The 12,126-nt window shown below is 51.2% G+C and carries 10 protein-coding genes; 7 read left to right on the top strand and 3 right to left on the bottom strand.

What is annotated here, in order from left to right; translation table 11 throughout:
• Positions 1 to 11: 11 nt before the first annotated feature.
• The 3 genes from RGV86_RS07745 to queD all read right to left on the bottom strand — a co-directional run bounded on the left by RGV86_RS07745 (position 12) and on the right by queD (position 1,977).
• Positions 12 to 272, bottom strand: a complete 261-nt coding sequence (locus RGV86_RS07745; protein ID WP_000109515.1) for a ferredoxin family protein — start codon at positions 270 to 272, stop codon at positions 12 to 14.
• Positions 263 to 1,534 (bottom strand): FAD-dependent oxidoreductase, encoded by a 1,272-nt coding sequence (locus tag RGV86_RS07740; protein WP_309508392.1) that lies wholly within the window; start codon positions 1,532 to 1,534, stop codon positions 263 to 265. The genes RGV86_RS07745 and RGV86_RS07740 overlap by 10 nt, the downstream gene beginning before the upstream one ends.
• Before the next feature lie 77 nt (positions 1,535 to 1,611).
• Positions 1,612 to 1,977, bottom strand: coding sequence for a 6-carboxytetrahydropterin synthase QueD (gene queD, locus RGV86_RS07735; protein ID WP_016159619.1), 366 nt, complete (start codon positions 1,975 to 1,977; stop codon positions 1,612 to 1,614).
• 315 nt (positions 1,978 to 2,292) lie between these two features.
• On the opposite strand from queD, the gene cysJ reads away from it, so the two are divergent.
• The 7 genes from cysJ (at position 2,293) to casB (ending at position 12,113) form a co-directional block, all read left to right on the top strand.
• The gene (gene cysJ / locus RGV86_RS07730) at positions 2,293 to 4,092 is read left to right on the top strand and encodes an NADPH-dependent assimilatory sulfite reductase flavoprotein subunit (RefSeq protein ID WP_000211335.1); all 1,800 of its coding nucleotides are present in this window, start codon (positions 2,293 to 2,295) and stop codon (positions 4,090 to 4,092) included.
• Entirely contained in the window at positions 4,092 to 5,804 is a 1,713-nt protein-coding gene (cysI, locus tag RGV86_RS07725; RefSeq protein WP_001290645.1) for an assimilatory sulfite reductase (NADPH) hemoprotein subunit, read from the top strand. The genes cysJ and cysI overlap by 1 nt, the downstream gene beginning before the upstream one ends.
• A gap of 73 nt (positions 5,805 to 5,877) precedes the next feature.
• On the top strand, positions 5,878 to 6,612 hold the full coding sequence (cysH, locus tag RGV86_RS07720; protein ID WP_085461093.1) for a phosphoadenosine phosphosulfate reductase: 735 nt from the start codon (positions 5,878 to 5,880) through the stop codon (positions 6,610 to 6,612).
• Between the two features lie 265 nt (positions 6,613 to 6,877).
• On the top strand, positions 6,878 to 7,030 hold the full coding sequence (locus RGV86_RS07715; protein WP_000956460.1) for a Hok/Gef family protein: 153 nt from the start codon (positions 6,878 to 6,880) through the stop codon (positions 7,028 to 7,030).
• A 190-nt stretch (positions 7,031 to 7,220) separates the two neighbouring features.
• Positions 7,221 to 9,920 (top strand): CRISPR-associated helicase/endonuclease Cas3, encoded by a 2,700-nt coding sequence (locus tag RGV86_RS07710; RefSeq protein WP_085461092.1) that lies wholly within the window; start codon positions 7,221 to 7,223, stop codon positions 9,918 to 9,920.
• Between the two features lie 97 nt (positions 9,921 to 10,017).
• Positions 10,018 to 11,580 carry a type I-E CRISPR-associated protein Cse1/CasA gene (gene casA / locus RGV86_RS07705; protein ID WP_137598313.1) on the top strand — a complete coding sequence of 521 codons (1,563 nt, stop codon included), beginning with the start codon at positions 10,018 to 10,020 and terminating at the stop codon, positions 11,578 to 11,580.
• Positions 11,577 to 12,113: a type I-E CRISPR-associated protein Cse2/CasB gene (casB, locus tag RGV86_RS07700; protein ID WP_085461090.1), complete on the top strand. Its 537-nt coding sequence runs from the start codon at positions 11,577 to 11,579 to the stop codon at positions 12,111 to 12,113. The genes casA and casB overlap by 4 nt, the downstream gene beginning before the upstream one ends.
• Positions 12,114 to 12,126: the final 13 nt, after the last annotated feature.

The following is a 12,126-nucleotide window of genomic DNA, read 5'->3' as shown; positions in this document are numbered from 1 at the left end:
ATCCTTATTATTTATCCAAAGCGGTAGGTGATGCCGAATCCGGAAGGCGGATAGCGCCACTGTTGTAGTGTTTTTTCATTGCACAGCAAACGGCAGGTGCCGCACTCCAGGCAGTTACGATAATCAACGCGCAAATCACCTTCCGGCGTGAGCGAAAAAAGACCTGCCGGGCAGGCGTTAATCAACCGTTCTGCCGTCTGGCGCTCAACGGAATCAGACGGAACAATATGCGGCGCATCAGCCGCGCGCCAGAGATTACGGGCTACAGACATCGCAGACTCCTGATAACATCGCCTGCCAGATGCCACAATCCGTGACGACGTAAATGACGCCAGAATAACTGGCGCAGCGGTGGAACAGGTTTATCACCCTGATCCCATAAATCACGGGAAATATCCTGCATTAACGCTGGCCATTTCCGATACCAGCCAGGTCGGTGTAAAAGCGCCGGAACATGCTGATAACGTTGTAGAACATCCCACAGCAGGCTACGTTCTACGTTGTGATGATAAAGCGGAAAAAGATTTTGCGGCTCGCGGTGCTGGCAGGCGCTAATCAGCGTTTGCGCTGCTGCCTGCGCACCAGTCAGCGCCATGTCCATGCCGCGCACTGAAATTCCAGTATTGACGCAACTGCGTAATGCATCGCCCACCAGCAACCAGCCGTTACCAGCGTATTGCATCGGCATACTGTGCAGGCCACCTTCTGGCACCAGATGCGCGCCATACTCAAGCGATTCCGTGTTTTTGATAAGCGGGCGCACTGCCGGATGTGTTTTAAAACGAGCTAACAGCTCGCTTGCTGGAACACAGCTTTGTGCAAGGGAAGAGAGCGGGCAAACAATCCCAACTGAAAGCGTTTGTTGATTGGTATAAAGAAAGGCGCCGCCGGGCAAGTCATCACAGATTTCGCCGCTAAACAATAGCGCCGCACCTTCGTTATTCTCCAGATGAAAACGTTCTTCGATAATGGATCTTTCAAGCGACAGAACTTCTTTGATTCCCAACGCCATCGCTTCGCTAGCAGGGCGGGTAACTAACCCATGACGTTCTGCCAGTACGCTATTGGCACCTTCCGCCAGCACCACATAACGAGCGCGGATAATATCGTCACCACAAATAACGCTACATACTCTGCCGTTTTCTATATGTAGTGCATCCACCGTTGCGCCAGGGATGCACTCGACACCTTCTTTTTCGGCTTCGGCAACCAGCCACGGATCGAAGCGAGCGCGTAAGACACTCCAGGATTCACCGCCAGGCTGTAAGCTGGAAAATGTCGTTGCGCCATCCGGCGTTAGCAGAGAAAGGCTTTCGTGAGTGATGCGTCGCTCAAGGGGTGCGGTCAGGTTAAATTGGGGGAGGAGTTCCGCGAGTGCATGGGTATATAGCCGTCCGCCGGAAAGATTTTTGCTGCCAGGGATTTCAGCGCGTTCCAGTAACAGAACGGATAAGCCCGCTCGCGCGCAGCGTAACGCACAAGCGGTGCCCGCAATGCCGGCACCGATAATAATAATGTCGCAGTCGTCTTCCATGTCGTGCCCCATATATCCAGAGCGCAACACCCTAACATAGCGTTACTTAAGCGAAATTGACCGCCGACACACTCTTATCATTCGCCGCGATAGATGCAACCTGCAGTGCAGGTTTCTTTCACCATAACCGCACTTAACAACGGAACAACCGGTTTAACCTGATCCCAAATCCATTTTGCTAAAACCTCGCTGGTCGGGTTTTCCAGGCCAGGAATATCATTGAGATAATAGTGATCGAGGCGATCATAGGTTGGTTTAAATGCCGCTTTCAGTTCAGCGAAATCGATAATCCAGCCCGTATGCGGATCGACTTCCCCGGTAATTTCCAGGCGCACCATAAAAGAGTGCCCGTGAAGGCGACCACATTTATGTCCTTGTGGGACGTGTGGCAAGCGGTGAGCGGCTTCGAAGGTGAAATCTTTAAATAACGTGGTGGACATCATAATTTCTCTACAGGACGACAAAACGGGCGTAGAGTACCGGAAAGCCTGTTTTTTCGCATTATCTAAAATGGGTTTGTTGCGCAAAATAGCCTAATTATCTTAATGATGGTCGATATTTATTTAATTTTCATTGGGTTAATAAATCTATTTTGTTGTTAAAGACTATTGCTAAAACAGGTTAGTCGATTTGGTTATTAGTTATCGCTATCCCGTCTTTAATCCACACCGTTCGCCCCGTTAACCTTACCTTCTCTTTTGTTTTATGGGCGCAGACAGGGCGCAGAAACAGCTTTGCTTACTGGAACATAACGACGAATGACGACACAGGCCCCACCTTCCGCTTTGCTTCCGCTGAACCCGGAGCAACTGGCTCGCCTCCAGGCAGCCACTACTGATTTGACACCTACCCAGCTTGCGTGGGTATCCGGCTATTTCTGGGGAATACTTAACCAGCAGCCAGGTACACTTGCAGCTACACCTGCGCCTGGCGCAGAAATGCCGGGTATCACCATCATCTCCGCTTCGCAAACGGGTAATGCTCGCCGGGTCGCTGAAGCGTTACGTGACGACTTATTAGCGGCAAAACTGAACGTTAAGTTGGTGAACGCAGGCGACTATAAATTCAAACAAATCGCCAGTGAAAAACTGCTCATTGTGGTGACTTCAACACAAGGGGAAGGGGAACCGCCGGAAGAAGCCGTCGCGCTGCATAAGTTCCTGTTCTCCAAAAAAGCGCCGAAACTGGAAAATACCGCTTTTGCCGTGTTTAGCCTTGGTGACACCTCTTATGAGTTTTTCTGCCAGTCCGGTAAAGATTTTGACAGCAAGCTGGCGGAACTGGGCGGTGAGCGCCTGCTCGACCGTGTTGATGCTGACGTTGAATATCAGGCAGCCGCCAGCGAATGGCGCGCCCGCGTGGTTGATGTTCTGAAGTCCCGCGCGCCTGTTGCGGCACCTTCGCAATCTGTCGCTACTGGCGCGGTAAATGAAATTCACACCAGCCCGTATAGCAAAGAGGCGCCGCTGGTGGCGAGCCTTTCGGTTAACCAGAAAATTACCGGACGCAATTCTGAAAAAGACGTTCGCCATATCGAGATCGATTTAGGTGATTCAGGCCTGCACTATCAGCCGGGCGACGCGCTGGGCGTCTGGTATCAGAACGATCCGGCACTGGTAAAAGAGATTGTTGAACTGCTGTGGTTGAAAGGCGATGAGCCTGTCACTGTTGATGGCAAAACGCTACCGCTGGCAGAAGCCTTACAGTGGCATTTTGAACTGACCGTCAACACCGCGAATATTGTTGAGAACTACGCCACTTTAACGCGCAGTGAAACGCTGCTGCCGCTGGTGGGCGATAAAGCGAAGTTGCAGCATTACGCGGCAACCACGCCAATTGTCGATATGTTGCGTTTCTCTCCGGCACAACTGGACGCTGATGCATTCATCGGTATTTTGCGCCCGTTGACGCCGCGCTTATATTCCATCGCCTCATCGCAGGCGGAAGTCGAGAGCGAAGTGCACATCACCGTCGGCGTTGTGCGTTATGACGTGGAAGGTCGCGCCCGTGCGGGTGGTGCCTCCAGCTTCCTCGCCGATCGCGTGGAAGAAGAGGGCGAAGTTCGGGTGTTTATCGAACATAACGACAACTTCCGTTTGCCTGCTAATCCGGAAACGCCGGTGATTATGATTGGCCCCGGTACGGGCATCGCGCCGTTCCGCGCCTTTATGCAGCAGCGTGCCGCCGACGAAGCGCCGGGTAAAAACTGGCTGTTCTTTGGTAATCCGCACTTTACGGAAGATTTCCTCTATCAGGTGGAATGGCAGCGTTACGTCAAAGAAGGCGTGCTGACGCGTATCGATCTCGCCTGGTCGCGCGATCAAAAAGAAAAAATTTACGTACAAGACAAACTGCGCGAACAGGGCGCAGAGCTGTGGCGCTGGATCAATGACGGTGCCCACATTTATGTCTGCGGCGACGCCAATCGCATGGCGAAAGACGTTGAACAGGCACTTCTGGAAGTGATTGCCGAATTTGGTGGCATGGACACCGAAGCGGCGGATGAATTTTTAAGTGAGCTGCGCGTTGAGCGCCGTTATCAGCGAGATGTCTACTAATGAGCGAAAAACATCCAGGGCCTTTAGTGGTCGAAGGTAAACTGGCAGACGCGGAGCGCATGAAGCTTGAGAGCAACTATCTGCGCGGCACGATTGCTGAAGATTTAAACGACGGCCTGACCGGCGGCTTTAAAGGCGACAACTTTCTGCTGATCCGTTTCCACGGTATGTATCAGCAGGATGACCGCGATATCCGCGCTGAGCGTGCCGAGCAGAAGCTGGAACCACGTCACGCGATGATGCTGCGCTGCCGTCTGCCTGGTGGAGTGATCACCACCAGACAATGGCAGGCGATTGATAAATTTGCTGAAGACAACACGATTTACGGCAGCATTCGTCTGACCAACCGCCAGACGTTCCAGTTCCACGGCATTCTGAAAAAGAACGTCAAGCCGGCACACCAGATGCTGCACTCGGTCGGGCTTGATGCGCTGGCAACCGCCAACGACATGAACCGTAACGTGCTTTGCACCTCGAACCCGTTTGAATCGCAGCTGCACGCGGAAGCGTATGAATGGGCGAAGAAAATTTCTGAGCACCTGCTGCCACGTACTCGTGCATATGCGGAGATCTGGCTCGATCAGGAGAAAGTCGCTACCACTGATGAAGAACCGATCCTCGGTCAGACCTATTTACCGCGTAAGTTTAAAACGACGGTAGTGATCCCGCCGCAGAACGACATCGATCTGCACGCCAATGACATGAACTTTGTGGCAATAGCGGAGAACGGCAAGCTGGTAGGCTTCAATCTGCTGGTGGGCGGTGGGCTGTCTATCGAACACGGTAACAAAAAAACCTACGCCCGCACCGCGAGCGAGTTTGGTTATCTGCCGCTGGAGCATACGCTGGCGGTGGCGGAAGCCGTCGTGACGACTCAGCGTGACTGGGGTAATCGAACCGATCGTAAAAATGCCAAAACCAAATACACGCTGGAACGTGTGGGTGTTGAGACGTTTAAAGCGGAAGTGGAACGTCGCGCGGGGATCAAGTTCGAACCGATCCGTCCGTATGAGTTCACCGGACGCGGCGATCGCATCGGCTGGGTTAAAGGCATTGATGATAACTGGCACCTGACGCTGTTTATCGAAAATGGTCGCATCCTTGATTATCCGGGGCGTCCGTTGAAAACCGGTCTGCTGGAGATCGCGAAGATCCACAAAGGCGATTTCCGCATTACGGCGAACCAGAATCTGATCATCGCCGGTGTGCCGGAAAGCGAGAAAGCGAAGATCGAGAAGATCGCCAAAGAGAGCGGGTTAATGAATGTCGTCACGCCGCAGCGTGAAAACTCGATGGCCTGCGTGTCATTCCCGACTTGCCCGCTGGCAATGGCGGAAGCGGAGCGTTTCCTGCCGTCTTTTATCGACAACATCGATAATTTAATGGCGAAACATGGTGTCAGCGATGAGCATATCGTGATGCGTGTAACAGGCTGCCCGAACGGTTGTGGTCGCGCGATGCTGGCGGAAGTGGGCCTGGTGGGTAAAGCGCCGGGTCGCTACAACCTGCATCTTGGCGGCAACCGCATTGGGACACGTATCCCTCGGATGTATAAAGAAAACATCACCGAGCCGGAAATCCTGGCGTCGCTTGATGAACTGATAGGGCGCTGGGCGAAAGAGCGTGAAGCGGGTGAAGGCTTCGGCGACTTTACGGTGCGTGCGGGCATCATTCGCCCGGTGCTCGATCCGGCACGCGATTTGTGGGATTAACCATCAGCGGGATATTGTAGGCCTGATAAGACGTGTGAGCGTCGCATCAGGCAAGGCAAACAGTGAGGTATCTATGTCCAGACTCGATCTAAACGCCCTGAACGAACTACCGAAGGTAGAGCGCATTCTGGCGCTGGCGGAAACTAATGCCCAACTGGAAAAACTGGACGCTGAAAGCCGCGTTGCCTGGGCGCTGGATAATCTGCCCGGTGAATATGTACTTTCTTCCAGCTTTGGCATTCAGGCGGCGGTGAGCCTGCATCTGGTGAATCAGATTCACCCGGATATTCCAGTGATCCTCACCGATACCGGTTATTTGTTCCCGGAAACCTACCGCTTTATTGACGAGTTAACGGACAAACTCAAACTAAATCTGAAGGTCTACAGGGCAAAAGAAAGCGCCGCCTGGCAGGAAGCGCGCTACGGTAAACTGTGGGAGCAAGGTGTTGAAGGCATTGAAAAGTACAATGAGATCAACAAAGTCGAACCCATGAACCGGGCGCTGAAAGAACTTAACGCGCAAACCTGGTTTGCTGGCCTGCGCCGCGAACAATCCGGCAGTCGCGCTAATTTGCCAGTGCTGGCTATCCAGCGTGGTGTATTTAAAGTCCTGCCGATTATCGACTGGGATAACCGAACTATTTATCAGTACCTGCAAAAACACGGTCTTAAATATCACCCATTGTGGGATGAAGGATATTTATCGGTCGGTGATACTCATACAACCCGTAAATGGGAACCCGGCATGGCGGAAGAAGAAACGCGTTTCTTTGGCTTAAAAAGGGAATGTGGATTACACGAAGGGTAAACGTTATCCGGATAAATTAAACGCCTCTGTCAGAAATGATGGGGGCGTTTTTATTTTGCGAGCAGCATTCCGGCATTTAAACGTGAACGTCGCAGGGAGAATCAACAGGTATAGAATGGTGTCGGGTGCTTGAGGCTGTCTGGCGTTAAGCATTCGCGAGGTTCCAGATGGACAAAAGCCCCAGGCGATATTTCTATCAACCTGAGGCCAGCGTTCGAACCTAAGCAATTCGGATGTTAGTCTCTTCTTTGCAGGGAGGCAAGACATGCTGACAAAATATGCCCTTGTGGCAATCATAGTGCTGTGTTTTACAGTATTGGGATTCACGCTGATGGTAGGCGACTCGTTGTGTGAGTTGAGTATCAGAGAACGTGGTATGGAGTTTAAGGCAGTTCTCGCTTACGAATCGAAGAAGTAGCCACCACGCGGGGGTAAAACCCCGCGTATTGAATTGTGATGGTTTGGTCTCCTGCACCCTTTTTTAAAATTTATATTTTTTATGTGAATATATTGTTTCTGTTTATTATTAATTTCAAATGAAAATCATCAATTTATTCATAATATAAATGTTTTATTGGCTGATATATATCACAGATAATTTTTAATATATGCGTAAATATCCTTTAAGTTTACTGAAGGATAAAAATATTGTGACTTTTTTTGATTTCTGGGGAAAAACCCGACACGGCGAGAAAGACGGGGGCGACGACTATCACCTTCTTTGCTGGCATTCGCTGGATGTAGCTGCGATGGGCTATTTAATGGTTAAAAGAAATTGCTTCGGGCTGGCTGGCTATTTTCGTCAATTAGGTATTTTAGATAAGGAACAGGCCGCACAATTTTTCGCCTGGTTGCTGTGCTGGCACGATACTGGAAAATTTGCCCGCTCTTTTCAGCAACTTTGCCCGCCCCCTGAACTCAAGATTCCGGAAGGTTCCAGAAAGAATTACGAAAAGATCTCTCATTCAACGCTGGGTTACTGGCTGTGGAATTATTATTTAAGTGAATGTGAGGAGTTACTTCCTTCATCTTCGCTCTCTCCGCGCAAACTTAGGGGAGTGATAGAAATGTGGATGCCCGTGACGACAGGGCATCATGGTCGACCGCCAGACCGTATTGATGAACTGGATAATTTTCTGCCTGAAGACAAAGCTGCCGCGCGAGATTTTCTCCTTGCAATCAAATCATTGTTTCCGCTCATTGAGATCCCCGCATTCTGGGGTGATGACGAGGGTGTTGAACTTTTTAAAAGACTTTCCTGGTATATTTCTGCAACCGTCGTACTCGCAGACTGGACGGGATCGTCAACGCAGTTTTTTCCACGCGTCGCACACGCAATGCCTGTCGCGGAGTACTGGCAACGGGCGCAGGATCAAGCTCAAAACGCATTAACCGTCTTTCCGCCACAATCTGAAACCGCGCCTTTTACCGGGATAAAAACACTATTTCCTTTTATTGAGCACCCGACACCGTTACAGCAAAAGGTGCTGGATCTGGATATCAGCCAGCCTGGACCGCAGTTATTTATTCTGGAGGATGTGACTGGCGCAGGCAAAACAGAAGCGGCGCTTATCCTGGCGCACAGATTGATGGCTGCGGGTAAAGCTCAGGGGCTGTTTTTTGGCCTGCCAACAATGGCAACGGCTAATGCCATGTACGATCGGCTGGTCAAAACCTGGCTTGCTTTCTATTCGCCAGAATCCCGCACCAGCCTGGTGCTGGCACACAGTGCCCGCACATTAATGGACCGCTTTAATGAATCACTCTGGTCCGGTGATTTAGTCGGGTCAGAGGAACCGGATGAACAAGCGTTCAGTCAGGGATGTGCCGCCTGGTTTGCCGACAGTAATAAGAAGGCTTTACTGGCTGAAATTGGCGTCGGCACGTTGGATCAGGCGATGATGGCGGTGATGCCGTTCAAACATAATAATCTGCGGCTTCTTGGGTTAAGTAACAAAATCCTGCTGGCTGATGAGATCCACGCCTGTGACGCTTACATGTCGTGCATTCTTGAAGGGCTGATCGAGCGGCAGGCGCGTGGCGGAAACAGCATTATTTTGCTTTCTGCCACGCTATCTCAACAACAGCGCGACAAACTCGTCGCCGCCTTTGCGCGTGGCGCAGAGGGCCAGCAAGAAGCTCCGTTGCTGGAAAAAGATAGTTACCCCTGGCTGACGCATGTCACGAAATCGGATGTGAATTCACACCGGGTAGCGATGCGCAAAGACGTTGAGCGTCGCGTGAGCGTGGGTTGGCTCCATAGCGAACAAGCGTGTATTGCGCGTATCGAATCGGCGGTAAGCCAGGGGAAATGTATCGCCTGGATTCGGAATTCTGTTGATGACGCTATTCAGGTTTATCGTCAGTTAATTGCTCGCAGCGTCATTCCTGCTTCCAGCCTTTCACTTTTTCATAGCCGCTTTGCTTTTAGCGATCGCCAGCGAATTGAAACGGAGACGCTGTCGCGCTTTGGCAAAGACGACAGCTCACAACGTGCCGGAAAAGTCCTTATTTGTACTCAGGTATTAGAGCAGAGCGTCGATTGCGATCTGGACGAAATGATTTCCGACCTTGCCCCCATTGATTTGCTGATCCAGCGAGCTGGGCGATTACAGCGGCATATTCGTGATATTAACGGTCAGTTAAAGCGTGACGGAAAAGACGAACGTTCCCCTCCTGAATTGCTGATTCTGGCACCCGTCTGGGACGACTCTCCGGGTGACGAATGGTTTGGCAGTGCGATGCGTAACAGTGCATATGTCTATCCCGATCATGGACGAATCTGGCTGACACAGCGCGTGCTGCGTGAGCAAGGCGCTATTCAGATGCCTCACTCAGCCCGACTTCTTATTGAATCCGTCTACGGTGAGGACGTGGTAATGCCGGAAGGGTTTGCCCGCAGCGAGCAGGAGCAAGTGGGTAAATATTACTGCGATCGCGCAATGGCTAAAAAGTTTGTGCTGAACTTCAGGCCCGGCTATGCCGCTAATATCAACGATTACCTCCCGGAAAAACTGTCAACACGTCTGGCTGAGGAGTCTGTTTCCCTGTGGCTGACTACCTGTATTGACGGTGTGGTGAAGCCTTATGCCACCGGTGCTCACGCATGGGAAATGAGTGTTGTCAGAGTGCGTCGAAGCTGGTGGAAAAAACATCGGGATGAGTTTTCTTTACTGGAAGGGGAAGCGTTCAGGCAGTGGTGCATTGAACAGCGGCAAGATCCGGAGATGGCAAACGTGATTTTAGTCACCGATGACGAAAGTTGCGGGTATTCGGCTACGGAGGGATTGATTGGCAAGGTTGCTTGAGATGTCTGCGACAGGACTCTTTGAATAGTTGATACACCGAAAAGGATGGAATGATGGACAACCGACCTGGGATGGTCTTTTTTACGAGAGGATGCGTATGAACTCGTTTTCACTTCTGACAACCCCGTGGTTGCCCGTTCGTTATAAAGACGGAACGACAGGCAAGCTGGCACCAGTCGATCTGGCTGATGAACATGTTGTCGATATCGCCGCGCCGCGAGCAGATTTACAAGGTGCGGCGTGGCAGTTTTTACTGGGGCTACTACAAAGCAGTTTCGCGCCAAAAGATCATCGTCGTTGGGATGATATCTGGGAAGACGGGCTGGAAGTCGAAAAGCTACGGGAAGCATTGCTGTCATTAGAGCACGCTTTCCAGTTTGGCCCTGAATCCCCTTCATTTATGCAGGATTTTGAGGCGCTCACGGGTGATAAAGTTCCGGTCGCTTCGCTACTGCCTGAGATTCCCGGTGCTCAAACAACGAAGTTTAACAAAGACCACTTTATCAAGCGTGGCGTGACTGAACATGTATGCCCACATTGTTCCGTGTTAGCTCTGTTCTCCCTACAGTTAAATGCACCGTCTGGCGGCAAAGGCTATCGCACCGGTTTGCGCGGCGGTGGGCCGATGACCACTCTGATTGAGTTACAGGAATATCAGGGCAATCAGCAAACTCCCTTGTGGCGCAAACTGTGGCTCAACGTGATGCCGCAGGATGAAGCCGACTTACCGCTACCCAAAAAATTTGATGATCTGGTTTTCCCATGGCTTGGCCCGACGCGTACCAGCGAACTGGCCGGTGCTGTAGTAACCGATGATCAGGTCAATAAACTCCAGGCGTACTGGGGAATGCCGCGACGTATTCGTATTGATTTTAATACCACGACAGTCGGCAACTGCGATATTTGCGGTGAGCAGAACGACGCGCTTCTGAGCCTGATGACGACCAAAAATTATGGTGCCAATTATGCCATGTGGCAGCACCCCTTAACGCCCTATCGTGTACCGCTTAAAGAGGGGGGCGAGTTTTACTCGGTCAAACCACAACCTGGCGGTTTAATCTGGCGCGACTGGTTAGGCCTTATCGAAACGGGTAAGTCAGAAAATAATAAAGAATTTCCGGCGCTGGTGGTGAAACTCTTTAATGCAAGCAATCTGAAGCAGGCAAAAGTGGGCTTATGGGGATTTGGTTATGATTTCGACAACATGAAAGCCCGCTGTTGGTACGAACACCATTTCCCGCTGCTGCTCAATAAAAAAGAAGGCCAGATACCCAAGCTGCGGCTAGCTGCGCAAACGGCTTCACGGATTCTAAGTCTGTTACGCAGTGCACTGAAAGAAGCATGGTTCTCCGATCCGAAAGGTGCTCGGGGTGATTTTAGTTTTGTGGATATCGACTTCTGGAACAAAACTCAGCATCGCTTCCTGAGGTTAGTGCGCAACATTGAAGAAGGTCAGGATCCAGATGAATTACTCAGCAAATGGCAAAAGGAGATTTGGTTATTCGCGCGTCAGGATTTTGACGATCGCGTTTTTACCAATCCTTATGAAGCCGTCGATTTGAAACGCGTTATGACCGCACGCAAGAAATATTTTACAACATCGGCGGAGAAGCAAAATGCTAAGGCCGCCAGGGAGAAAAAGCAGGAGGCTGCTGAATGAATATTGTAAAAGAGGAGCACAAAGCCACGTTGCGTAAATGGCACGAAGAGTTGCAGGCCAAACGCGGCAATCGTGCCAGTCTGCGGCGTAGCACAACGGTTAATGATGTTTGTCTGTCAGATGGGTTTCGTTCTCTGCTGATGCAGACCCACACTTTGTGGAAAATTGAAGCACAAGAGTGGCGTTTTACCGCACTGGCGCTGGTCGCCGCTGTTGCCGCCAATGTTAAAGCCATTGATGAACGACAGCCTTTTGCTGCGCAGTTGGCGGCTGTCATGTCAAAGGGGCGTTTTACTCGCCTGTCGGCAGTAAAAACACCGGATGAGTTACTGCGCCAGTTACGCCGCGCAGTCAGATTATTAAACGGTTCCGTCAATCTTGACTCTCTGGCAGAGGGTGTCTTCCGCTGGAGTCAGGAGAGCGACGACCTGCTCAATCATCACCGCCGCCAGCAGCGGCCAACCGAATTTATCCGTATCCGCTGGGCGCTGGAATATTACCAGGCTGGCGACGCCGATAACGAACAAAATTAATAAAGGACTATCT

The sequence above is a fragment of the Escherichia ruysiae genome (assembly GCF_031323975.1).
GTDB classification, from domain to species: Bacteria; Pseudomonadota; Gammaproteobacteria; order Enterobacterales; family Enterobacteriaceae; genus Escherichia; species Escherichia ruysiae.
Note: the sequence above shows the minus strand (reverse complement) of the source record. Positions and strands in the feature narration are given on the sequence as shown.

Coding starts and splice junctions, on each gene's coding strand:
- RGV86_RS07745 (WP_000109515.1), bottom strand. CDS start 272: ATGTCTGTAGCCCGTAATCTCTGGCGCGCGGCTGATGCGCCGCATATT.
- RGV86_RS07740 (WP_309508392.1), bottom strand. CDS start 1,534: ATGGAAGACGACTGCGACATTATTATTATCGGTGCCGGCATTGCGGGC.
- queD (WP_016159619.1), bottom strand. CDS start 1,977: ATGATGTCCACCACGTTATTTAAAGATTTCACCTTCGAAGCCGCTCAC.
- cysJ (WP_000211335.1), top strand. CDS start 2,293: ATGACGACACAGGCCCCACCTTCCGCTTTGCTTCCGCTGAACCCGGAG.
- cysI (WP_001290645.1), top strand. CDS start 4,092: ATGAGCGAAAAACATCCAGGGCCTTTAGTGGTCGAAGGTAAACTGGCA.
- cysH (WP_085461093.1), top strand. CDS start 5,878: ATGTCCAGACTCGATCTAAACGCCCTGAACGAACTACCGAAGGTAGAG.
- RGV86_RS07715 (WP_000956460.1), top strand. CDS start 6,878: ATGCTGACAAAATATGCCCTTGTGGCAATCATAGTGCTGTGTTTTACA.
- RGV86_RS07710 (WP_085461092.1), top strand. CDS start 7,221: ATGCGTAAATATCCTTTAAGTTTACTGAAGGATAAAAATATTGTGACT.
- casA (WP_137598313.1), top strand. CDS start 10,018: ATGAACTCGTTTTCACTTCTGACAACCCCGTGGTTGCCCGTTCGTTAT.
- casB (WP_085461090.1), top strand. CDS start 11,577: ATGAATATTGTAAAAGAGGAGCACAAAGCCACGTTGCGTAAATGGCAC.